The organism is Mycobacterium lehmannii (genome assembly GCF_002245535.1).
In the GTDB taxonomy this organism is placed as follows: Bacteria; Actinomycetota; Actinomycetes; order Mycobacteriales; family Mycobacteriaceae; genus Mycobacterium; species Mycobacterium lehmannii.
In genome coordinates this window covers 194,084-216,023 of the sequence record NZ_NKCN01000006.1, presented here as the reverse complement: position 1 = coordinate 216,023, position 21,940 = coordinate 194,084, and the positions used below count along the sequence as shown (strand labels likewise).

The 21,940-nt window shown below is 66.8% G+C and carries 20 protein-coding genes; 16 read left to right on the top strand and 4 right to left on the bottom strand.

Features of this window, described 5'->3' with window-relative positions; genetic code table 11:
- The first annotated feature begins 5 nt into the window (after positions 1 to 5).
- From CEX87_RS09880 to CEX87_RS09830, 11 genes are all read left to right on the top strand, one after another.
- A complete protein-coding gene (locus tag CEX87_RS09880; protein WP_094286956.1) occupies positions 6 to 1,376 on the top strand; it encodes an aromatic ring-hydroxylating oxygenase subunit alpha in 1,371 nt (456 codons plus the stop codon).
- A gap of 3 nt (positions 1,377 to 1,379) precedes the next feature.
- Complete coding sequence (locus tag CEX87_RS09875; RefSeq protein ID WP_094286954.1) at positions 1,380 to 3,236, top strand: flavin-containing monooxygenase; 1,857 nt, start codon at positions 1,380 to 1,382, stop codon at positions 3,234 to 3,236.
- A 63-nt stretch (positions 3,237 to 3,299) separates the two neighbouring features.
- A complete protein-coding gene (locus CEX87_RS09870) occupies positions 3,300 to 4,247 on the top strand; it encodes an SDR family NAD(P)-dependent oxidoreductase (RefSeq protein WP_064399427.1) in 948 nt (315 codons plus the stop codon).
- Positions 4,240 to 5,460, top strand: a complete 1,221-nt coding sequence (locus tag CEX87_RS09865) for a CaiB/BaiF CoA transferase family protein (protein WP_094286952.1) — start codon at positions 4,240 to 4,242, stop codon at positions 5,458 to 5,460. Before CEX87_RS09870 ends, CEX87_RS09865 begins: the two co-directional genes overlap by 8 nt.
- A 14-nt stretch (positions 5,461 to 5,474) precedes the next feature.
- Positions 5,475 to 6,614: an acyl-CoA dehydrogenase family protein gene (locus CEX87_RS09860; protein ID WP_198957196.1), complete on the top strand. Its 1,140-nt coding sequence runs from the start codon at positions 5,475 to 5,477 to the stop codon at positions 6,612 to 6,614.
- Positions 6,611 to 7,528 carry an acyl-CoA dehydrogenase family protein gene (locus CEX87_RS09855; RefSeq protein ID WP_094286948.1) on the top strand — a complete coding sequence of 306 codons (918 nt, stop codon included), beginning with the start codon at positions 6,611 to 6,613 and terminating at the stop codon, positions 7,526 to 7,528. The genes CEX87_RS09860 and CEX87_RS09855 overlap by 4 nt, the downstream gene beginning before the upstream one ends.
- Positions 7,525 to 8,451 carry a Gfo/Idh/MocA family protein gene (locus tag CEX87_RS09850; protein ID WP_064399431.1) on the top strand — a complete coding sequence of 309 codons (927 nt, stop codon included), beginning with the start codon at positions 7,525 to 7,527 and terminating at the stop codon, positions 8,449 to 8,451. The genes CEX87_RS09855 and CEX87_RS09850 overlap by 4 nt, the downstream gene beginning before the upstream one ends.
- Entirely contained in the window at positions 8,448 to 9,653 is a 1,206-nt protein-coding gene (locus CEX87_RS09845; protein WP_094286946.1) for an acyl-CoA dehydrogenase family protein, read from the top strand. Before CEX87_RS09850 ends, CEX87_RS09845 begins: the two co-directional genes overlap by 4 nt.
- Positions 9,653 to 10,606, top strand: coding sequence for an acyl-CoA dehydrogenase family protein (locus tag CEX87_RS09840; RefSeq protein ID WP_094286944.1), 954 nt, complete (start codon positions 9,653 to 9,655; stop codon positions 10,604 to 10,606). Before CEX87_RS09845 ends, CEX87_RS09840 begins: the two co-directional genes overlap by 1 nt.
- 19 nt (positions 10,607 to 10,625) lie before the next feature.
- A complete protein-coding gene (locus tag CEX87_RS09835; protein WP_094286942.1) occupies positions 10,626 to 12,341 on the top strand; it encodes a thiamine pyrophosphate-binding protein in 1,716 nt (571 codons plus the stop codon).
- Positions 12,342 to 12,392: 51 nt separating this feature from the next.
- Positions 12,393 to 13,829: an aldehyde dehydrogenase family protein gene (locus CEX87_RS09830; RefSeq protein ID WP_094286940.1), complete on the top strand. Its 1,437-nt coding sequence runs from the start codon at positions 12,393 to 12,395 to the stop codon at positions 13,827 to 13,829.
- A gap of 107 nt (positions 13,830 to 13,936) precedes the next feature.
- On the opposite strand, the gene CEX87_RS09825 is transcribed toward CEX87_RS09830, so the two are convergent.
- The gene (locus tag CEX87_RS09825; RefSeq protein WP_174522797.1) at positions 13,937 to 14,257 is read right to left on the bottom strand and encodes a DUF1330 domain-containing protein; all 321 of its coding nucleotides are present in this window, start codon (positions 14,255 to 14,257) and stop codon (positions 13,937 to 13,939) included.
- Positions 14,258 to 14,261: 4 nt separating this feature from the next.
- Between CEX87_RS09825 and CEX87_RS09820 the strand changes: the two genes are divergently transcribed.
- Complete coding sequence (locus CEX87_RS09820) at positions 14,262 to 15,164, top strand: amidohydrolase family protein (protein WP_066807799.1); 903 nt, start codon at positions 14,262 to 14,264, stop codon at positions 15,162 to 15,164.
- Between the two features lie 72 nt (positions 15,165 to 15,236).
- A complete protein-coding gene (locus tag CEX87_RS09815) occupies positions 15,237 to 16,010 on the top strand; it encodes a VOC family protein (protein WP_094286936.1) in 774 nt (257 codons plus the stop codon).
- Between the two features lie 7 nt (positions 16,011 to 16,017).
- Here the strand turns inward: CEX87_RS09815 and CEX87_RS09810 are convergent, their stop codons facing one another.
- Positions 16,018 to 16,596: an SDR family oxidoreductase gene (locus tag CEX87_RS09810; protein WP_064399438.1), complete on the bottom strand. Its 579-nt coding sequence runs from the start codon at positions 16,594 to 16,596 to the stop codon at positions 16,018 to 16,020.
- A 119-nt stretch (positions 16,597 to 16,715) separates the two neighbouring features.
- On the opposite strand from CEX87_RS09810, the gene CEX87_RS09805 reads away from it, so the two are divergent.
- Positions 16,716 to 17,081 carry an RNA-binding S4 domain-containing protein gene (locus tag CEX87_RS09805; protein ID WP_064399439.1) on the top strand — a complete coding sequence of 122 codons (366 nt, stop codon included), beginning with the start codon at positions 16,716 to 16,718 and terminating at the stop codon, positions 17,079 to 17,081.
- 2 nt (positions 17,082 to 17,083) lie between these two features.
- Here the strand turns inward: CEX87_RS09805 and CEX87_RS09800 are convergent, their stop codons facing one another.
- Positions 17,084 to 17,530 (bottom strand): cupin domain-containing protein, encoded by a 447-nt coding sequence (locus CEX87_RS09800; protein ID WP_094286934.1) that lies wholly within the window; start codon positions 17,528 to 17,530, stop codon positions 17,084 to 17,086.
- A 78-nt stretch (positions 17,531 to 17,608) separates the two neighbouring features.
- On the opposite strand from CEX87_RS09800, the gene CEX87_RS09795 reads away from it, so the two are divergent.
- Positions 17,609 to 18,025: a hypothetical protein gene (locus tag CEX87_RS09795; protein WP_094286932.1), complete on the top strand. Its 417-nt coding sequence runs from the start codon at positions 17,609 to 17,611 to the stop codon at positions 18,023 to 18,025.
- Positions 18,007 to 18,627 (top strand): GNAT family N-acetyltransferase, encoded by a 621-nt coding sequence (locus tag CEX87_RS09790; protein WP_094286930.1) that lies wholly within the window; start codon positions 18,007 to 18,009, stop codon positions 18,625 to 18,627. Before CEX87_RS09795 ends, CEX87_RS09790 begins: the two co-directional genes overlap by 19 nt.
- Here the strand turns inward: CEX87_RS09790 and CEX87_RS09785 are convergent.
- Complete coding sequence (locus CEX87_RS09785; RefSeq protein WP_094286928.1) at positions 18,618 to 21,902, bottom strand: LuxR family transcriptional regulator; 3,285 nt, start codon at positions 21,900 to 21,902, stop codon at positions 18,618 to 18,620. The two genes, CEX87_RS09790 and CEX87_RS09785, sit on opposite strands and share 10 nt — an antisense overlap.
- Between the last annotated feature and the right edge of the window lie 38 nt (positions 21,903 to 21,940).

The following is a 21,940-nucleotide window of genomic DNA, read 5'->3' as shown; positions in this document are numbered from 1 at the left end:
TTGAAATGACCGATACGCAGCCGAGGATTGAAGCACCAGAAGAGCTCTGCGAACCGATGACCATCCCGGTGGAGGCGTACGTCTCGGAGGAGTATGCGCGCGCCGAGCGGGATAAGTTGTGGCGCAAGGTATGGCAGCAGGCCGGCCGCGTCGAGGAGCTTCCCGAGGTCGGCAGCTACCTGACCTACGACGTCCTCGATGACTCGATCATCGTGGTGCGCACCGGGGCAGACGAGTTTCGGGCGCACCACAACGTGTGCATGCACCGCGGCCGCCGCCTCGTCGACACCCCCGACGGGGACAAGAACGCCGTCGGCCGTGCCCGCAAGTCGTTCGTCTGCGGATTCCACGGCTGGACATACGGACTCGACGGTGCCTGCACCCATATCCGCGAACAGGACGACTGGAACGGCGCGCTCACCCCGCAGAACACCCACCTCGTCCCCGTCCAGGTCGACACGTGGGGCGGCTGGCTGTTCATCAACATGGATCCCGACTGCGAACCGCTTGCCGACTACCTGTTCCCGGCCGCCAAGATCCTCGATCCGTTCGGGCTGGAGAACATGCGCTACAAGTGGCGCAAATGGCTGTACTTCGACTGCAACTGGAAGGTCGCGCTCGAGGCCTTCAACGAGACCTACCACGTGTTTACCACGCATCCGGAGTTCAACAAGTTCGGCGAGTTCAAGGGTTGGGCCAAGGTGCAGGGCAGGCACAGCAACATCGGATACGACGCGCCAAAAGACATGGAGGCCACCAAGTCCAAGATCCGGTTGGGCACCGGCGACGACCCCCGCGTCTCCACCGCCGAGATGCAGATGTACACGTGGGAGCAGACCAACGCGACCACCACCGAGACGCTGGTGAACGCGGCCAAGAGGCTGGTCGACGAACTGCCCGAGGGCACACCTCCGGACAAGGTTCTCGAACACTGGTTGGCATCGGCCAGGCGTGACGACGAGGCCCGCGGCGTCGTGTGGCCGACCATTCCGCCCGACATTCTCGGGCAGGCGGGCACGGCGTGGCAGATCTTCCCCAACTTCCAGGTAGGCCAGGGCCTGACGACCGCGCTGTGCTACGGCGCTCGGCCCCACCCGAGCTACGATCCGAACAAGTGCATATTCGAAGTGGCGACGTTGGAGCTGTTCCCGAAGGGTCAAGAGCCGCAGACGCATTGGGAGTACACGCCCAAGGACAGCCCGAACTGGCTTTCGGTGCTTCCCCAGGACTTCTCGAACATGGCCGCGGTGCAGCAGGGCATGAAGTCGCTGGGCTTCCCGGGGACCAAGCCCAACCCGTACCGCGAACGCAGCACCGTGAACCTTCACTATCAGTTGTCCAAGTACATGGGCACCGGCGAACCGAAAGAGCTCTGAGCCATGACTTTGTCCGATTCGGGGACCGACACCTGCGGGCCCACAGAAACCCCCGACGACATCGACATCGATGCACTGCGGGAGAAGTACGCCCAGGAGCGCGCGAAAAGGCTTCGGCCCGAGGGCTCCAAGCAGTACGTCGAGTTGACCGACGACTTCGCCGGCTACTACGAGACCGACCCCTATACGCCCGTGGCGCCGCGAGACCCGATCGTCGAGGACATCGACGTCGCGGTGCTCGGCGGTGGCTTCGGCGGGCTGCTGTCGGCGGCGCATCTGAAGAAGGCCGGCGTCGAAGACGTCCGGATCATCGAGCTGGGCGGCGACTTCGGCGGGGTCTGGTACTGGAACCGGTATCCCGGCATCCAATGCGACAACGAGTCCTATTGCTACATACCGCTTCTGGAAGAGCTCGACTACATCCCGAGCAAGAAGTTCGCCGACGGCCCCGAGATCTACGAACACTGCAGGCGCATCGGCAAGCACTTCGGGCTCTACGACTCGGCGATCTTCTCCACCCAGGTGCGCGATATGCGCTGGGACGAGGAGATTCAGCGGTGGCGCCTGGCCACCAACCGCGGTGACGACATCCGCGCGCGGTTCGTGGTGCTGGCATCCGGGCCGTTCCACCGACCGAAGCTGCCGGGCATCCCGGGCATGAAGGACTTCAAGGGACACAGCTTCCACTCGTCGCGGTGGGACTACGACTACACCGGCGGCGACTACACCGGCGGCATGGACAAGCTCGCTGACAAGCGTGTCGCGATCATCGGCACCGGCGCCACCAGCATCCAGGTGGTGCCGTTCCTGGCCCGAGATGCCAAGCACCTGTATGTCGTTCAGCGCACCCCGTCGACGGTCGACGCGCGCAACAACACCCCGACCAACCCCGACTGGGTGAAGACGCTGCAGCCCGGCTGGCAGAAGGAACGCCAGCGCAACTTCCACTCGTGGACGTTCGAGGGGATGGCGCCCGGTCAGCCGGATCTGGTGTGCGACTTCTGGACCGAACTCGGCCGCAACACCGCCGCGCGGGTGCTCTCGCTCGAGGACCCGTCGACGCTGACGCCCGAGCAGTTCATGGCGATCCGCGAGGAAGAGGACTACAAGATCATGGAGCGGCTGCGCCGCCGGATCGCCGAGACCGTCGACGACCCCGACACGGCCGAGGCGCTCAAGCCGTACTACCGCTTCCTGTGCAAGCGACCGCTGTCCAACGACGACTACCTGCCCACCTTCAACCGGCCCAACGTGACGCTGGTCGACGTGTCCGACACCAAAGGGGTCGAGCGGATCACCGAGAAGGGCTTCGTCGCCAACGGCCAGGAATACGAGGTCGACTGCATCATCTACGCCAGCGGCTTCGAGATCACCACCGAGATCAGCAGGCGCTACTCGATCGACGCGATCGAGGGCCGCGACGGGCTGTCGCTCTACGACTACTGGCACGACGGCTACAAGACGCTGCACGGTATGACCAGCCGCGGCTTCCCGAACCAGTTCTTCACGGGCTTCACCCAGGTCGGCATCTCGGCCAACATCGCGGCCAACTACGAACTGCAGGGCGAGCACATCGCCTACATCATCGCCGAGGCGTTGAAGCGGGGCGCGACGGTCGTCGAGCCGACCGACGATGCGCAGGAGCAGTGGTGCCAGACCATCCGCGAATCCGCGGTCGACAACTCGGCTTTCGACGCATCCTGCACTCCGGGCTACTACAACAACGAGGGCGGCGGTGGCGGTGAGGGCATCCGCTCACACCTCGGCGAGCCTTACGGCCCGGGCTTCTACGCGTTCGGCGATCTGCTCAAGGAGTGGCGCGACAAGGGCGATCTCGATGGCCTGGTACTCGAGAAGTAGCGATTTGTGTGCGTTCGGGAGCGGTGAGCGCTCCTTCTCGCACACAAATCGCAGGTATGCGCGATGAGTGAGCTGCGCTTCGACGGTCAGGTGGCCGTCGTGACCGGTGGCGGCAGGGGCCTGGGCCGCTCATACGCCATGCTGCTCGCGCAGCGGGGCGCCAAGGTCGTCGTCAACGATCCGGGCGGCAGCCTGACGGGTGAGGAGTACGACCCCGTCCACCCGCCATCTAAGGCGCCCGGGCCCGCCGAAGAAGTGGTGCGCGAGATCGTCGCTGCCGGAGGCGACGCCGCGGCGAACACCGATTCGGTGGCCACCCCGGCCGGCGGCAAGGCGATCGTCGAATCCGCCCTCGAACGCTACGGACGCATCGACATCCTGATCCACAACGCAGGCATCGTGCGCCGGGCTCCACTTGCGGAGATGACGTACGACGACTTCGAGGCGGTGCTCGACGTCCACCTCCGTGGTGCTTTTCACGTTGTGCGCCCGGCATTTCCGTCGATGTGCGACGCCGGATACGGCCGCATCGTGCTGACGTCCTCGATCGGTGGTCTCTACGGCAATCACGGCGTCGCCAACTACGCGGTGGCCAAGGCGGGCGTGATCGGCCTGTCCAACGTCGCGGCCATGGAGGGCGCCGCGCACGGCGTCAAGAGCAACGTGATCGTGCCCGCTGCGGTGACACGGATGGCCGAGGGCATCGACACGTCGGCGTATCCGCCGATGGGCGCGGAGCTGGTCGCACCGGCGGTGGGATGGCTGGCACACGAATCATGTTCGATCACCGGTGAAGCGCTGATCGCGCTGGCAGGCCGGATCGCGCGGGCCGTGGTCGCGGAGACCCCCGGCGTCTACCGGCCGTCGTGGTCGATCGAGGAGGTCGGCGCGCAGATCGCCGCGATCCGCGACCTGTCCGAACCCGTGGTGTTCCCTGTCGTGCCCGACGGGCACAACGACCACATCAAGTACAGCTTCGCCATGGCGCAGAAGGGCGGTGTCCATGCCTAGCGGGCCGCTGGCCGGGGTGCGTGTCGTCGACCTCACCGCGATGGTGATGGGGCCGTACTGCACCCAGATCATGGCGGACATGGGTGCTGACGTCATCAAAGTCGAACCGCCGCAGGGTGATAACACCCGCTTCATCTCCGTTGGCCCTTCGCCCGGGATGAGTGGGGTGTTCGTCAACGTCAACCGTGGTAAGCGCAGCGTGGTGCTGGACCTGCAGACCGAAGCCGGAAAGGCGGCGATGCGGGCGCTCATCGAGCGCTCCGACGTGTTCATCCATTCCATGCGCGCCAAGGCGGTCGCCAAGCTCGGCTTCGGCTACGACGACGTCGCCGCCGTCAACCCCGCGATCATCTACACGAACTGCTACGGCTACGGCCGCCGTGGGCCCGACCGCGACCGCCCCGCGTACGACGACACCATTCAGGCCGAGGCCGGATTGCCCGCGGTACAACAGCAATTGACCGGTGAGGCCGATTTCGTCGGCACGATCATGGCCGACAAGGTCGGCGGGCTGACGGCCCTCTACGCGACGATGATGGCCTTGTTTCATCGCGAGCGGACCGGGGAGGGGCAAGAGGTCGAGGTCGCCATGTTCGAGACGATGGCGTCGTTCATGCTGGTCGAACATGCCAACGGCGCCATGTTCGACCCCCCACTGGGGCCCGCGGTGTATCCGCGCACGGTCGCGCCCAACCGCAGGCCGTACCGCACCAGCGACGGCTACATCGCCGCGCTGATCTACAACGACAAACACTGGAACGCGTTCATCAGCGCGGTGAGTCCGGCGTGGAACGACGAGTCCTACGCCACCCTCGAGAAGCGTGCGCACAACATCGATGTCGTCTACGGGCTGCTCGCTGAGACCATGAAGGAGCGCACCACCGCCGAATGGCTGGATCTTTTCCGGAAACTCGAGATTCCCGCCGCGCCGCTGAACACTCCCGACGCGCTGTTCGACAACGAACACCTGAACGCGGTCGGGCTTTTCGAGACCGTCGAGACCGCGGACGGGCCGGTGCGCTTTCCGGGGGTGCCGACGTGGTTCTCCCGCACACCGGGCAAGGTCGCGGGCCCCGCCCCCACGCTGGGCGCCGACACCGACGCGGTGCTCGACGAGTTGGGCCTCATCGATCCCGCCGAGACTGCGGTTTCTGACGGAAACGGCGCGGATCTCGTCAAAAACCGTAGCGTCGGCGCCTCGGGGGTGGGGTAGGCGTGGATTTCGCGATGGGCGCCAAGGCTGCGGAGTTGCGCGGCGAACTGCGCGCGTTAGTCAAAGAGCATGTGCCCGAGGACTATCTGGGTGCGTTCACCGACGACCCCGCCGATCTCGAGGTCGCGCAGCGGTTCTGCCGGATGCTGGCCGAGCGTGAGCTGCTGTGCCTGGCCTGGCCCAAAGAGTTCGGCGGTGGTGGGGCGTCGGTGTGGGAACAGACCGTGGTCCGCGAGGAGATGTGGGCGCATCACGAACCGCGCGGCGCCCAGTACATGGGCGTCAACTGGGTCGGTCCGATCATCATGCGCCACGGCACCGAAGCCCAGCAGCGCACGCACCTGCCGCCGATCGCGCGCGGTGAAGTGATCTGGTGTCAGGGTTTCTCCGAACCCGAGGCGGGCTCGGATCTGGCGTCGCTGCGCACCACGGCGCGTCCCGACGGTGATGGCTGGCTGGTCAGCGGGCAGAAGATCTGGACGTCGTATGCGACGATGGCGCAGTGGTGCTTCCTGCTGACCCGCACGTCGCGCGGTGAGCGCAAGCAGCAGGGACTGACGATTTTTCTTGTGCCGATGGATGATCCGGCGATCCAGGTCCGGCCGATCCGCTGCATGATGGGCCCGCATCACCTCAACGAGGTGTTCTTCGACGATCTGCGGGTCACCGAGGCCGATGTGCTCGGGACGGTGGATGCGGGCTGGTCGGTGGTGCAGGACGTGATGGCCTTCGAACGCGTCGGCATCGCCCGCTACGCGCGCTGTGAACGGCTGCTGGCCGCAGCACCCGCGGTGCTCGGCGACCGGTGGGATGACCTGCCGGGAGAGTTGCGCGGCCGGTGGATGCGGATGTTGACGCATTGTCGGCGGGCCCGGTTGATGGCCTACCGCGTGGTGTCGCTGCAGAGCAGCGGACGCATCCAACCCGGTGACGCCGCGGCTTACCGGATCGCGGTGACCACGCTCGACCAGGACAGCGCCGAGGTGCTCATGGACATCGCCGCCGAGGTGTCCCACGACGACCCGCGGGCCGCCTGGTTCCTCGGCGAGGTCGAAGACCACTGGAAGTACTCACAGGCCTCGACGGTGTCGTCGGGGAGCATTGAGATGCAGCGGATCCTGCTGTCGCGCGCGATGCTGGCGGTGGCGCGGTGAATCTCGAGCTGTCTGAGGACGCCGCCGAGTATGGCCGCCAGGCGCTGCGCGCGTTCGAGGCCGCCGGTGGAGATGAGCTGGTCCAGCAGGCCGAGGCCAAACCCGAGGCGCGTGAGTCGCTGGTCGGGCCGGTGCTGGCCGGTCTGGGCGCCTGGGACCTCGATGCGCGCAGCGACGCCGACGGCCTGGAAGCCGCGGCGGCGCTGTGCCGCAGCGCGGGTTACTGGGCGCTGCCGTATCCGGTCGCCGAACGGCTGGCCGCCCCGACCGACCTGCACACCGACGGCCTGATCGTGGTGGCCGGCAACCGGCCCGCAGCGGCCGTCGGTGGGCTCGAGAACCGTTGGACCACCGTCACCCTGGGCGGCGCCCGCAGCACGGTGACCGGGATCGGGCCCGTCGGGCCGGGCTTCGTCTGCGAACTGCAGACTTCCCACCTCGACGAGCAGGGCGCCGCCGACGTCGCGCTCGCACTGGTGCTGGGGTGCTGGACGCTGCTGGGCATGCTCGACCGAGCCATCGAACTGACGGTCGCGCATGTCAGCCTGCGCAAGCAGTTCGGGCAGACGCTGTCGTCGTTTCAGGGTGTGCAGTTCCAACTGACCGACGCCGAAGTCGAACGCAGCGGACTGGACATTCTCGCGAAATACGCGCTGTGGAGCATCGCTACTGACCGCCCTGAGGCACTCACCGACGCACTCGCACTGCGGTTGTCGGCGCTCGAAGCCGCCGAAGTCGTGTTCCGCGTCTGCCACCAACTGCACGGCGCGGTCGGCTTCTGCGACGAAACCACCCTGTCGTGGCTGTCGCGCTACAGCCAACCGTTGCGGCGGCTTCCGCTCGGGCTGTCTGCAACCCGAGATGCCTTGACCCGCACCGCAGGCCGCGCGGGGCTGACGGGATTGTACGCATGAGGGTCGCGGTGATCGGCACCGGTTTCGGCAAGCACGCGGCGGCTCCCGCATACGCCGAAGCCGGGTTCGACGTCGAGGTCGTCAGCCCCCGCGACGAGGACGCGGTCAAAGCCGCGCTGGCTTCGGACGTCGACCTGGTCTCCGTGCACTCGCCGCCATTCCTGCACCTCGAGCACGTCACCGGTTCGCTCGAGCACGGGCATGCGGTGTTGTGCGACAAACCATTCGGCCGCAACGCCGACGAGGCAGCACAGATGCGCGACATGGCCCGCGACGCAGGTGTGCTGCACTTCCTCAACTTCGAGTTCCGGTTCAACGAGTCGTGGACGCGGCTCAAAGAACTGGCCGACAGCGGGGCGATCGGCACACCCAGGCACCTGCACTGGACGTTCTTCGGAAGCGGGCTGCGTGGCCGAAAGTTCGGCTGGATCAACGACCGCGACCTGGGCGGCGGCTGGATCGGCGCCTACGGCTCCCATCTGATCGACTTCACCCGGTGGCTCTTCGGCAGCGAGATCACCGACTGCGGCGGCGTCACCCGCATCGACGGCTCACCCGAGCAGGCCACCGCCGAGGATGCGTACGCGGCGTGGTTCGCAATGGCGAACGGCTGCACCGCTACTCACGACACCGGGTTCGCGGCCGCGGTCCCTTCACCGCCGTCGGTCACGCTGTTGGGCAGCGACGCCACCGTCGAACTGACGGCCGACACGACGCTGGTGGTGCGACGCATCGGCGCCGATCCCGAGACCACCGAGTTCGCACCGCCGCCGCGACGCTCACCCCCGCCCGCGCTGTCAGTCTTCTTCGGACACGTCGCCGAGGCGTTGCGCACCGGTACGCAGATCACCCCGTCGTTCGACGACGGTCTGGCCGTCGCGCGCGTCTTGGACCACCTGCGGGCCAAGGCGGTGCGGCAATGAGCGCCGAATCTGAAGATATGCATCAAGAAGCGTCCGAAAGTCGAGCACTAGTTCAGTTTCGGCACCAGGTGCGGCAGTGGTGCGTCGAGCACATCCCACCGGACTGGCGCGAAACCCAGACCGGCGCAGACGATGAGCAGTTCGTGGCCTTCCAGAAGCAGTGGTTCGCCGAACTGCACAGCGCCGGCTACGCCGTCCCGCACTGGCCCGCTGAGTGGGGCGGCGGCATGTCGGTGGCCGAGCAGGTGGTGCTGTACCAGGAACTGGCCGCCCACGACGCGCCGCGGCTGGTGCTCGCGTTCGTCGGCATCCACCACGCCGCGTCGACCCTGCTGGTCGCCGGCACCGAGGAGCAGCGGCAACGGCACCTGCCCGCGATCCTCGACGGCGAGATCTGGGTGCAGGGCTTCTCCGAACCCGAGGCCGGATCCGACCTGGCCAGCCTGCGCACCACCGCGCGTAAAGACGGCGACGCCTACATCGCGAACGGGCAGAAGCTGTGGGCCAGCGGAGGCAAGCACGCCGACTGGTGCCTGCTGCTGGCCCGCACCGACCCGGATGCGCCGAAGCGGAAGGGAATCTCGTACTTCCTTCTCGATATGACCACATCCGGCGTCGAGGTGCGTCCCATCCGCAATGCGATCGGCGACTCCCACTTCTGCGAGATCTTCCTCAACGACGTGTCGATCCCGGCCGCCAACCTGATCGGGGCGGAGAACGACGGCTGGCGGGTCGCGCAGGCCACCCTCGGCGCCGAGCGCGGTATGACGATGCTGGAACTCGCCGAGCGCCTCGGCAACGCCGGCTTCCGCTGGCTGGTGCAAAGCGCGCCAGTCGACGACCCGATCGTCGCCGACCGGCTCGCGCAGTTCGAAACCGAGATCACCGGGCTACGCGGACTGTGCCGAAAGGTGGTCGAGGATAACGAGAACGGTACCGCCAGTCCGGCCGACGCCTCGATCGTCAAGCTGTTCTACAGCGAGCTACTGCAGCGCATGACCGACTTCGGTGCGGAGATCGGCGGGTTGCCCGCACACACCGAACTCGCCAAACCGGCCTCCAGCGGCTGGGAGTCCGGGGCGTGGGTGCTCGACTTCATCGGATCGTGGGAATGGACGATCCCCGGCGGCGCGAGCGAGATCCAGCGCACGATCATCGGCGAGCGGGGCCTGGGCCTGCCGCGAGAACCGAGTGCCGTCTGATGACCGACTTCACCGAATTCCACAACGAATTGCGCTCCGTGGCAGGCGATCTGCTCGCGAAGGACCGCAGCGTCGAATGGTCCACGTTGGTCGAGGCCGGTTGGGTCGGGCTCGAGGTGCCCGAACAGCTCGGCGGGGCGGGTGCGTCGTTCGCCGAAGTCGCGGTCATCTGCGAGGAGATCGGCCGCACCGCCAGCGCCACCGGCCTCCTCGGCGGTGCGGTGCTTGCCGTCGGAGCGCTGAACGCGGTGCAGCCCAGCGACACCCGCGACACGATGCTCGCCGAACTGGCCAGCGGTGCGACCCGGGTCGCCGTCGCGCTGGAACCGTACGACTTCGTCCCCGACGCCGACGGCGCGGACCGCATCCTGTTCGTCACCGACCGCGGCATCGCCGTGACCGAGCAGCGGGCCACGCCGCGGCCCGTCGTCGACGAGACGCGCAACCTCGCCGCGATCGACGCGGACGCTGCGATCACCGAAACCCTGCCGTTCACCGATGATCCCGCGGTTGCGGTGCAGCGGTTACACGACCGGGCCGCCGCGGCGATCGCCTGCGACAGCCTCGGCCTGAGCGAGGCCATGCTCGCCGCCACCGTCGGATATGTGAAGGTGCGTCAGCAATTCGGCAGGGCCATCGGCTCCTTCCAGGCCGTCAAACACGCATGCGCCGACATGCTCGTCAGCATCTCCGTGTCGCGCCAACTCGTCGATGCCGCCGTCCGAGCGGTCGCCGAGGACGCGCCGGAAGCCGGGGCCGCCGTCTCGATGGCCAAGTCGTATACGTGCGCGGCCGCCGTCGACATCGCCGGCAAGGCCATGCAGTTGCACGGCGGCATCGGATACACGTGGGAGAGCGGTATCCACGTCTACCTCAAGCGCGCCACCCTCAACCGATCACTGTTCGGCTCTCCGTCAGCACACCGAGAACGACTAGCACAACGCTATCTATAGAGAAATCAAGGAGTTTCCCGTGGGTGTACCCGTATACAAGCGCATACTCGACCTCTTCGAGGCGGAGGGCATCAACACGTTGTTCGGCATTCCCGACCCCAACTTCGTGCACATGTTCACCGAGGCTGACGCGCGCGGCTGGTCGGTGGTCGCACCGCACCACGAGCTGAGCGCCGGGTTCATGGCCGAGGCGGCATCGCGGATGACGGGCACGCCGGGGTTGTGCATCGGAACGCTCGGGCCGGGCATGGCCAACATCGCGGGTGCGATCCAGTGCGCGCTGGTCGAGAACTCGCCGGTCATCTTCCTCGGCGGCCAGCGTGCTCGCATCACCGAACGGCGGGTGCGGCGCGGGCGCATCCAGTTCGTCCAGCAGGAGGACCTGTTCAAGAACTCGGTCAAGTTCAGCAGCTCGATCGAATACGCCGACCAGACCGACGAGATCATCCGCGAAGCCATCCGCCAATCCATGTCGGGCACCCCCGGCCCGTGCTATATCGAGTACCCGTCCCACGTCATCCTCGAAGAGCTCGACGTGCCGGATCCATTGCCGCCGCACCGGTATCGGCTCGTCAACCAGGGCGCCGGCGAACGTGAGGTTGCCGAGGCGGTCAAGCTGATCCGCGAGGCGAAGAGCCCGGTCCTGTTGGTGGGTCACGGAGTTCACACCTCGCGCACCCAGGAGCAGGTCAGGGAGTTGGCAGAGCTGATGGCCTGCCCGGTGATCCAGACGTCGGGCGGCACCTCGTTCATCCCCGGCCTGCAGGACCGCACCTTCCCGTACCTGTTCTCTCCGGCGGCGAACGAGGCCGTCGAGAAGTCCGATCTGTGCGTGGCGCTGGGAACCGAGCTCGGCGAGCCCATGCACTACGGCCGCACCCAGCACTGGGCGGGCAACGACGCCAACCGCAAATGGGTTCTCGTGGAACAGGATCCGACCGCAATCGGGGTGAACCGCCCGATCGACGTGCCGCTGGTCGGCGACCTTCGAGGCGTGGTGCCGCAGCTGGTCGCGGCCCTGCGTGACAATCCGCGCACTCCGTCGGCCGACTTCGAGGCCCTGATCAAGGCCGACGCCGCCGAGATCGCCCGAGTGGCCGCCGAAGCGCCGAGCGGTCGCGCGCCGATCCACCCGGCCCGCTACGTCGTCGAGGCCACCAAGGCCTTCGACGAATGCACCGAGGACGGCATCCTGGTCCGCGACGGGGGTGCCACGGTGATCTTCCAGTGGACGTACTCGCAGACCAAGCCGCGAGACGTGATCTGGAATCAGAACTTCGGGCATCTCGGCACGGGTCTGCCGTATGCGGTCGGCGCGTCGGTCGCCGAGGGGCGCGAGCGTCCGGTCATGCTGCTCACCAGCGACTCGGCGTTCCTCTTTCACATCGCCGAACTAGAGACCGCGGTCCGGGAGAACGTACCGCTGGTCTGTGTCGTCGGTGTCGACCACCAATGGGGCTTGGAGGTCGGCGTCTACAAGCGCACGTTCGAGCAGCCGTCGCCGCAACCGGGTGTGCACTGGAGCAAGGACGTCCGGCTCGACAAGGTCGCCGAGGGGTTCGGGTGCCACGGCGAGTACGTCGAGAAGGACGACGAGATCGGCCCGGCGATCAAGCGGGCCTTCGCCAGCGGCAAGACCGCCGTCGTCCACGTCTGCATCGACCCGAAGGCCAACTCCGAGGAGATGCCGAAGTACGACCGATTCCGCACCTGGTATGCAGAAGGCACCCAGTAGCGCCCGCGGTCGAACCGCGAATATGGTCAAGTTCTAGGGAAGAGTGGGGACATGCGCGAATATCTCAAGTTCTACATCGACGGCCAGTGGGTCGACCCGATCCGGCCCAACACCCTCGAGGTCGACAACCCGACCACCGAGGAGGCCTCCGGCAAGATCGCTATCGGTTCCGCGGCCGACGTCGATGTGGCCGTGCAGGCGGCCCGCCGGGCCTTCAACACCTGGTCGCAGACCAGCCGCGACGAGCGCCTCGAGTTGTTGCAGGCGATCATGGGCGAGTACCAGAAGCGCGCCGGTGACCTCGCCGACGCGGTCAACGAGGAGATGGGCGCCCCGGCGTCGCTGGCGGCAGGCCCCCAGGTCAACCTCGGACTCGGCCACCTCGCCACGGCCATCGACGTGCTGAAGAACTTCGAGTTCGAGGAGCAGCACGGGGCCACCCTCGTGGTCAAGGAGCCGATCGGGGTCTGCGGGTTGATCACGCCGTGGAACTGGCCGATCAACCAGATCGCCTGCAAGGTGTTCCCCGCGTTGGCGACGGGCTGCACGATGGTGCTCAAACCGTCGGAGGTCGCACCGTACTCGGGCCAGATCTTCACCCAGATCCTCGACTCGGCAGGCGTTCCCGCCGGGGTGTACAACATGGTGTTCGGCGACGGGCCGGGCGTCGGCGCTGCGTTGTCGGCCCATCCCGACATCGACATGGTGTCGTTCACCGGGTCGACGCGGGCCGGCGTCGACGTCGCCAAGAACGCCGCGCTGACCGTCAAGCGCGTCACCCAGGAACTCGGCGGCAAGAGCCCGAACATCGTGCTCGACGATGACGACTTCGCCAAGAGCGTGACTGCGGGTGTCTCGGTGATGATGATGAACAGCGGCCAGAGCTGCAACGCGCCGTCGCGCATGCTGGTGCCGAACTCCCGCATGGACGAGGCGATCGAGATCGCCCGCGAGGTGGCCGGCGGGGTCAAGGTCGGCGATCCCGACGAGAAGACCGCGATCGGCCCGGTCGCGTCCAAGGCGCAGTTCGACAAGATCCAGGGCTTGATCCAGTCGGGCATCGACGAGGGCGCGACCGTCGTCATCGGCGGCACCGGTCGACCGGAGGGTCTGAGCAAGGGCTACTACGTGAAGCCGACAGTGTTCGCCAACGTCACCAACGACATGACGATCGCCCGCGAGGAGATCTTCGGCCCGGTGCTGTGCATCCTCGGCTACGACGACCTCGACCAGGCCCTCGAGATCGCCAACGACACGGAATACGGTCTGGCGGGCTACGTTTCGGGCGCCGACTTGGACAAGGCCCGCGCGGTGGCGCGGCGGATCCGGGCCGGCTCGGTCGCGATCAACCACGGCTTCGACATGGCCGCTCCGTTCGGCGGTTACAAGCGCAGCGGTAACGGACGCGAGTGGGGACACTTCGCGTTCGACGAGTTCCTGGAGATCAAGGCCGCGCTCGGTTATGCGCCGGAGGCCGCAGCGGGGTAAGTCGTCGGCGCGGCAACCTTTCGCCGAGCGGCAACCTTTCGCCGAGCGTCGGGTTTCTGACCGGAAATCGCCCGAAATGCGTCAGAAACCCGACTCTCGGCGCTGCGTTACGTCTTGAGTAGCGGCCGCAGATCGTCCAACCGGTCGAACAGGTGCCAGATGTACGACGATGACCCGTTCTCCCGGTGCGCGTGCAGGTCGGCCAGATCGGGGTCGTTGCAGTAACCGTCGAACGCGTCCCTGGAGTCCCACTCGACGAGGATCAGCACCTTCCGTGGCTCGATGTCGCCGAGGACGGCCTCGCTGAATTGTCCGAGGGCGACGACGCGACCGCCGTGCTTGGCGACCTCCGCGGGCGAGCGTTTCGAATAGGCGAGGTACTCGTCGCGGTCGGCGACGTCGAAGAGGTTCAGCGCATATATCGTCACGTGGGTGACGGTACGCGGCGAGAAGTACGAATACGGCATCGATTTCGACCGCATCGCGGCGATCGACATCCACACCCACGTCGAGATCGACTGCCACGGCCACAAGGCCTACGTCGACGAGCTCGTGGAGGCGACCGAGAAGTACTTCAAGATGCCACCGGGCGCGACGGCAGGCGTCGACGCGGTCGCCGACCTGTACCGGCAGCACAACACCGCCGCCGTCGTGTTCACCATCGACGCGCGGACGGCGATGCGCCACGTACCCAACTCGATCGAGGACCTCGTCGCCGGTGCTGCGCGAAACAATGACGTGCTGATCCCGTTCGGCAGCGTCGACCCGTGGCACGAGCGCCGGGCGGTGCACCGGGTCCACGAACTCGTCCGCGACTACGGGATCAAGGGCTTCAAGTTCCATCCGAGCATGCAGGCGTTCGAGCCCAACGACCGTCGCTTCTACCCGATCTACGAGGCGATCACCGAGGCCGGGCTGCCCGCGTTGTTCCACACCGGGCAGACGGGGATGGGGTCGGGGCTGCCGGGTGGGCACCGCATCAAGCTGCGCTACTCCGATCCGATGCTGCTCGATGACGTCGCCGCCGACTTCCCGGATCTGACGATCGTGATGGCCCACCCCGCGGTGCCGTGGGTCGACTCGCAGATCGCGATCGCCACGCACAAGGCCAACGTGTACGTCGACTTGTCCGGGTGGAGCCCGAAGTACTTCCCGCCGCAGCTGGTCCGCGCCATGAGCAGGCAGCTGCGCACCAAGGTCCTGTTCGGCACCGACTTCCCCTACATCCAGATCGACCGGTGGCGCGCCGACTTCGACACCCTCGACATCGACCCGGCGGTGCAGTCGCTGATCTACAAGGAGAACGCGCTGCGCGTCCTGGGAGTCGCGCGCTGACGGCGCGATGAGTTTCGGCGGCGACGGCGGTCTGCATCGGTGACTGACCACCGACCCAGAAGGAGACCTATCGTGCCCGTCCGCAATTGCGCCCCCGTTGGCGCCCCGACCTGGATGGATCTGGCGTCCTCGGACGTCGAACGCTCGCAGTCCTTCTACGGCGAGGTGTTCGGCTGGACGTTCGAGTCGTCGGGCCCCGAATTCGGCGGCTACGTGACCGCCTCCCGCGACGGCAGGCCGGTCGCCGGCCTGATGTTCAACGACCCGCAGTGGAACAGCCCCGACGGCTGGACCACCTACTTCCACACCACCGACGCCAAGGCCACCCTCGACGCGGCGATCGCTGCGGGCGCGACGACGTGCGGAGCGCCCGTGATGGAGATCAAGGACAAGGGCTGGATGGGCATGCTGTCGGACCCCAGCGGCGCGTTCGTCGGGCTGTGGCAGCCGAACGGACACCGCGGATTCGAGGTCATCAACGAACACGGCGCGCCGGTGTACTTCCAATGGACAGGCCGCGACTACGCCACGTCGCTGCAGTTCTACCGCGACCTGTTCGGCTGGCAGATCGAGGCCGTGTCCGACACCGACGAATTACGCTACAGCACGGCCAACTTCGACGGTGAGGCGCTGCTCGGACTGATGGACGGCAGCGCCTTCCTTCCGGAAGGGGAGCCGTCGAACTGGAACTTCTTCCTGGGCGCCGACGACGTCGACAAGACCGTGCAGTTGGTCCTCGACAACGGCGGCAGCGTTATTCGCGGCGCCGAAGACACGCCCTACGGGCGGTTGGCCGCGGTGGCCGACTGCACCGGGGCGGTCTTCAACCTGTCCTCGCTGCAGTGAGCCAGCGTCAGGCCGTCATCAGGTAGTCGGTCCTGCCGACGAAGACGATGCTCGCCGGGTTCGGCGTGGTGGCCGCGTCGACGACGGCGTCGGCGAAGGTCATATGGCTCATGTCGCCGGACACCACCGTGAGTTGGACGCCGGCCTGGCGGAACTCCGAACGCCTTGTCAGCAGGGCTGTTTCGCCGGCCCGCATGCTCGCCGCGACGGCCGTGTAGCCCTTGGGCACCGCCTTGTCGGGAAAGAAATGGGCCTGATGACTGGTGACGAAGACGATCCGTCCGCCGACGGGCATCAGCGGCAGGGCCGCCAGGGCGAGCCGGCGTTGGGCGTCGCGGTTGAGGCGCATCGCGCACTCGGGATCAGCGCCGGTGTCCAGCGCATCCGACGAGTTGAGGATCAAGGTGTCCAACCGACCGAAGCGCGTTGCGATGCCGTCGATCACCTCCGCGGATTCGACCTCGTCGGAGATGTCGCGCGTCACGACGACGTGGGTGTCCACGCTGCCGAGCTGACGTGCGACCCGCGCGCCGAGGCCCCTCGAGCCGCCGGTGACCAGGACGATTCGTTCGGGTTGGTGATCCATGTCGGGCTCCTTCCGTCGCTGCGCGCCCGCGTGGCCCCAACCGTACACCTATTTCTAAGAAAAATAAGGTCTATCTAAGGTCACAATAAGGTAGCCGTCGAAGGGTTCATGATGGTGGCGTGGAGTCGACCCGCGTAGACAGGTGGTTGTGGTCGGTCCGGTTGGCCAAGACCAGGCCCGATGCCGCCGAGGCATGCCGGGGCGGGCACGTTCGGGTCAACGGGCGGCCCGCCAAGCCGGCCACCCCGGTATCGCCCGGCGACGAGGTGCGGGCCCGCATCGGGCAGACCACTCGAGTCGTCGAGGTGCTGCGGGTGATCCAGAAGCGGGTGGGCGCGGCCGACGCGTCGACGTGTTATCTCGACCGGACACCCAAGCCTGCGGTCACCGAAACGGTGCAGTTCGCCGCCCGCGACCGCGGTGCGGGCCGACCGACCAAGCGGGACCGCCGGATGCTGGACAGGCTGCGGGCGGGCCGGCTGTGACTTCAGGCCGTCGGCGCTGCCAGTTCGAAGTCGGCAAAGTCGAATCCCGGCACCACCACACAGCTGACCAGGCTCGGCTCGTCGTCGCGGGGTCGGGCGCGCTGCCAGTGGCCCGGCGGCACGACGAACTGGGGCTGCTCGCCTGCGAGAATGTCGACACCCAGAAGATGCGTTGTGGCACTGCTTTGTTCGGGCCCGGCCTCGAGCAGTAGCGGGCTGCCCGCGTGGAACAGCCACAGCTCGGCACTGCGCACGGTGTGCCAGGCCGACTGCTGACCGGGCATCAGCAGGAACAGGATCGCCGTACCCGCGCTGCGCGGGCCGGTGTAGTCCGGCGGCAGCGCGGACTGCGGCACGGTCAGGTCGCTGCGCCACGTCTCCCTGTACCAGCCGCCCTCCGGATGCGGGGACAGGTCGAGGCGCAGGGCCCATTCCGGAAGATCGGTCATTCCAGTACCTGCCTTTTCGGTGTCGGACACTCCAGACTAGAGACCGGTGCCCTGCGATCCAGCCGATAGGCTCGTGTTATGTCGCGAGTGCGCCCCGGATGGCTGGTCGCCGTGTGCGGGGCGATCGTCTCGGTGAGCGCATGGCTGCCGTGGCAGACCGCCAACGGCGGCCGGGTCAGCGCGATCGGCGGCATCTTCGGCGACCTGCCCGCGCCGAAGCCCGGATTCGGGGTTGGCCAGTTGATCGTGCTGCTGGCGTCGTTGCTGATCGTCGCCGGTGCGATGTCGGCCAGGGGGTTCTCGGCTCGCATCGCATCGACTGCGGCGTTGGCGATTTCGGTGCTTCTGGTGGTCCTGTCCCTCTGGTATTACCGGCTTTACGTTTATTCACCGGTGTCCGCCGGCTACGGGCTCTACCTCGGCGCCGCCGTCGCCGTGGTCGCGGTGGTCTTGTCGGTGTGGGCGATGGTGGCCTCGTGGGCGACGGTCTCGTAGGCGGCGCGCCCGGGTTCGTCGAACCGGTTGTTCTGACCGGGGATCGATGGGTGACGTTGGAACCGCTGCGGCGTGAACACCTTTCGGAGATCGCGGCCGTCGCGTCCGACGGTGAACTCGGGCGGCTGTGGTTCACCGCGGCGCCCGCACCCGACGCCGTCGAGCGGTGGGTGGACGCCAGGCTGGCGGTGCAGGCGCCCGAGAGCGGGTTGACCTTCGTGGTGCGCCGCCACGACGGAACACTGGTCGGGTCGTCGAGCTACATGAACGTCGACGGCGTCAACCGGCGACTCGAGATCGGCAACACCTGGTACGTGGCGGCCGCACGGCGCAGCGGCGTCAACTCCGAGACCAAGCTGTTGATGCTCGGCCACGCTTTCGACGAGTTGGGTTGCTTCGCAGTCGAGTTCCGCACACACTTCTTCAACGCGGCCAGCCGAGAAGCGATCGAGCGTCTCGGCGCCAAGCTGGACGGGATCCTGCGCAGCCATCAGGTGCTGCCCGACGGGTCGCGCCGCGACACCGTGGTCTATTCGATCCTCGACATCGAATGGCCCGCCGTGCGCAACAACCTGCGGTACCGGTTGAGCCGTCACGCGTGACGCGCGGCTTCTTGAATGAGCTGAATCCGCGAGGTGAATCCGAGTTTGGCGTAGACGTGGGTCAGATGCGTCTGCACCGTGCGCGGCGAGATGAACATGCGCTCGGCGATGTCCTTGTTGCCCAAGCCGTCGACGGCGTGGCGGACGACGTCGCGCTCGGTGGGCGTGAGCGACTCCCAGCCGCTCGCGGGCCGCTTCCGTTCCCCCCGCCCGCGCTGGGCGTAAGCGATGGCTTCCTCGGTCGACATGGCCGAACCCTCGGTCCAGGCGGCCTTGAAGTCGTCTTCCCCCATGGCTTTTCGGCACTGTGCGACCGCGTCGTCGTATCCGATCGCGTATACCGGCCATCGACCTACGCCCATCACCGTCCGGGCGGCCGCGGCCGCGCCGAAAAGCCGGGCCGCGTGCCGATGATTGCCAAACTCAGCCGCACAACGTCCCAGAGCTTCGAACGCCTCAGGAACATGCAAGAACGCGCTGGTCGCCAGTGCGAGCACCAGGGCGTCGTGGGCGTCCCGCTCGGCTTGGTTGCGTTCGCCCTGGGCAAGCGCTACGTGAGCTCGCGCCACCAGCGCGTTCATCTGGTAGTTACCGTTCGTCATTTTTACGGTTTCGTCGGCCCACCGCCTGGCGGCGGCGAGTTCACCGCAACTCAAAAGTGCGACGGTCATCGGCGTGAGGGCTCGTATGTAGGGCATCTGGTCGGGGGTGGTAAGCGCCAGCGCCGCCTCGCACGCGGTCTTCGCCGCGGCGGCATCTCCGGCGGCCAAGTCTGCAAGAGCCAAGGTGATGTGCACCGTATTGTCGTGGAATCCGCCCATCGCAATCGAGACTTCATGTGCCTGTTTGGCCTTCGCCCGCGATGCCGAAACTGTGCCGCGGTAGGCGAATGAGTTGCTCTCACACGTGAGGGCGAACAATTCGAGCATCGGTTCACCGGCGGCGTGCGCCTCTTCGCTGACAGCGCGGATCACCACGTCACCGTCGGTTGCCCCGCCTCGCCAGGCGAATGCGACTGCCAGCCATATCCTGCAGTGTCGCGACACGAAGTCGTCGCCGATCGCGTCGGCGACGAGACGCCCCTCTTCCGCCGCCAGTTGCGAGGCGAGCGGTTGCCCCGCCACATTCGTTGCGACGGCCAGGCAGCTGAGGTAGTAGCACAGCTTCGACCGGTCATCTGCCTTCCGTGCGAGATCGATCGCGTCGACCCAATACGCTTGCGACACCGCGGGGCTGTAGTAGGCGAGGCCGCCGCAAGCCGCCAAGCAAGACACAATCAACCCCTGGTCACCCAATTCCCGAGCGGCGGCCAGCGCCTCCTCGCCGCGCTCCAAGCTCGCCGAGTCGGCGGTCCAGGCCGTCAGAATGCTTCTGTCGGCGACGGCGCGTATCCAGACCGCGGCAGCGACGTCGTCGTCCCGATAACGCTTGTCGTTGAACGCGAGATCGAACGCGGCGATGCCTTCGCGCATCCTCCCGCGCTTCTCCCACAGCCTCTGCAGCGCGGAGATCAACCGGAGTGCGGGTTCGAACTCCCCGCAGTCGATGCTCCAGGCGTGGGCAGCGCGCAGGTTTCCGGTCTCCTGCTCGGCCCAACCGATGAGCCGATCCTCACCCTCGAGACGGACCGCGGTGGCGACGTAGTGGTCACGGTGGCGCGCGCGCATCAGGGTCGCCTCGCCGGACTCGGCGAGCTTTTCGAGTGCGTACTGACGGACCGTCTCGAGAAGGCGATACCGCATCGCGCCCGATTCCTCGTCAGCGGTGACGAGGGACTTGTCGACGAGAAGGCTGAGCTGGTCGAGAATCTGGAACTGCTCGGCTTCGTTGGTGGCGGCGACAGCTTGTGCGGCATCGAAGTCGAACCCGTCCATGAATACGCCCAGTCGGCGGAACAGGACTTGCTCGGCGTCGGTGAGCAGTGCGTGCGACCAGTCCACGGAGGCCCGCAGGGTCTGCTGGCGGCGCATGGTGTTTCGGGCGCCGCCGGTGAGGAGCCGGAACCTGTCGTTGAGGCTGTCGGTGATCTGGTGCAGCGACAGAGCGCGGACCCGCGCCGCCGCCAACTCGATCGCGAGCGGCATTCCGTCGAGTCGTCGGCAGACGTCCACTACGAGTGCTAGGTCGTCGCCCGTCACGTGGAAGGTAGGCCGCGCTCGCTGAGCCCGTTCGATGAACAACGCTACGGCCTCGTCCTCCAACGTCAGCGAGGGCACTCGCCAGGTGACCTCACCCGACACGGCGATCGTTTCACGGCTGGTGGCGAGAATCGTCAACTGCGGGCAGCTGTTCAGCAATCGTATGATCACGTCACCGCATGCGTCCAAGAGATGCTCGCAGTTGTCCAGCAGCAGAAGGATTTCGCGCTCGCCGACGAAGCGCTGCACCGTCTCCAACGGGGAGCGTCTGGGTTGATCCGGCAGCCCCAGCGTGCGGGCGATCGTGAGCGTGACGACGGCTGGATCGGCGATGGCGGCCAAGTCGATCCACCACAGCCCGTCATCGAATTCCTCGGACAATGCATTCGCGGCCTCGATGGCGAGGCGTGTCTTACCGGCGCCGCCCGCTCCGGTCAGGGTGACAAGGCGATTGTCGACAAGCAGCCGGCATACCTCCTCCAGCTGTTGCGCCCGGCCGACGAAACTGGTCAGTTGTGCCGGAAGGTTGTGTGAGCGTGAGCTTTTAGCGGTACGCAGCGGAGGAAACTCATTGCGAATGTCGGGATGACAGAGTTGCACGACGCGTTCGGGACGGGGCAGATCGCGGACAGGGTACATCCCGAGTTCCGCCAGCCAGGCGCCGACCGGCAACCGGTCAGACACCAAATCGGTTGTCGTACCCGATAAGACGGTCTGCCCGCCGTGCGCAAGATCGCGTATACGCGCGGTGCGGTTTATGGTGGGGCCGATGTAGTTGGCCTCGTCACGCAATTGCACTTCGCCGGTGTGCAGGCCGACCCGCAGCCGGATCGGCGCCAGTGAGGCTCGCTGTAGGTCAAGGGCGCATGCCACCGCGTCGCTTGCGCGACCGAAGGCGATGACGAAGCTGTCGCCCTCACCCTGCTCGATGGGCCGAACCCCGTCGTGCGCGCCGACGACCTCGGCCAGCGTTCGATCGAGGGTCGCGAAGGCCGCCGTCATCTCATCGGGCTGGCTCTCCCAGAGCCGGGTCGACCCCTCGACGTCCGCCAGCAGCAGCGTCACCGTCCCGGTCGGTACCAGCTCGCTCACGCCCAAGTCGCTCCAGTTCAACGGCGCCGCGTCGATTCCAGTCATGCTAGCCAGCCTGTGGCCGTGAGCATGGGGAAACATCG

Excerpts from the sequence above, each read along its gene's own strand:
- CEX87_RS09830 (WP_094286940.1), top strand. The coding sequence starts at position 12,393 with ATGCGCGAATATCTCAAGTTCTACATCGACGGCCAGTGGGTCGACCCG.
- CEX87_RS09810 (WP_064399438.1), bottom strand. The coding sequence starts at position 16,596 with ATGGATCACCAACCCGAACGAATCGTCCTGGTCACCGGCGGCTCGAGG.
- CEX87_RS09840 (WP_094286944.1), top strand. The coding sequence starts at position 9,653 with ATGACCGACTTCACCGAATTCCACAACGAATTGCGCTCCGTGGCAGGC.
- CEX87_RS09875 (WP_094286954.1), top strand. The coding sequence starts at position 1,380 with ATGACTTTGTCCGATTCGGGGACCGACACCTGCGGGCCCACAGAAACC.
- CEX87_RS09785 (WP_094286928.1), bottom strand. The coding sequence starts at position 21,902 with ATGACTGGAATCGACGCGGCGCCGTTGAACTGGAGCGACTTGGGCGTG.
- CEX87_RS09845 (WP_094286946.1), top strand. The coding sequence starts at position 8,448 with ATGAGCGCCGAATCTGAAGATATGCATCAAGAAGCGTCCGAAAGTCGA.
- CEX87_RS09800 (WP_094286934.1), bottom strand. The coding sequence starts at position 17,530 with ATGACCGATCTTCCGGAATGGGCCCTGCGCCTCGACCTGTCCCCGCAT.
- CEX87_RS09860 (WP_198957196.1), top strand. The coding sequence starts at position 5,475 with ATGGGCGCCAAGGCTGCGGAGTTGCGCGGCGAACTGCGCGCGTTAGTC.
- CEX87_RS09870 (WP_064399427.1), top strand. The coding sequence starts at position 3,300 with ATGAGTGAGCTGCGCTTCGACGGTCAGGTGGCCGTCGTGACCGGTGGC.
- CEX87_RS09865 (WP_094286952.1), top strand. The coding sequence starts at position 4,240 with ATGCCTAGCGGGCCGCTGGCCGGGGTGCGTGTCGTCGACCTCACCGCG.
- CEX87_RS09795 (WP_094286932.1), top strand. The coding sequence starts at position 17,609 with ATGTCGCGAGTGCGCCCCGGATGGCTGGTCGCCGTGTGCGGGGCGATC.
- CEX87_RS09880 (WP_094286956.1), top strand. The coding sequence starts at position 6 with ATGACCGATACGCAGCCGAGGATTGAAGCACCAGAAGAGCTCTGCGAA.
- CEX87_RS09850 (WP_064399431.1), top strand. The coding sequence starts at position 7,525 with ATGAGGGTCGCGGTGATCGGCACCGGTTTCGGCAAGCACGCGGCGGCT.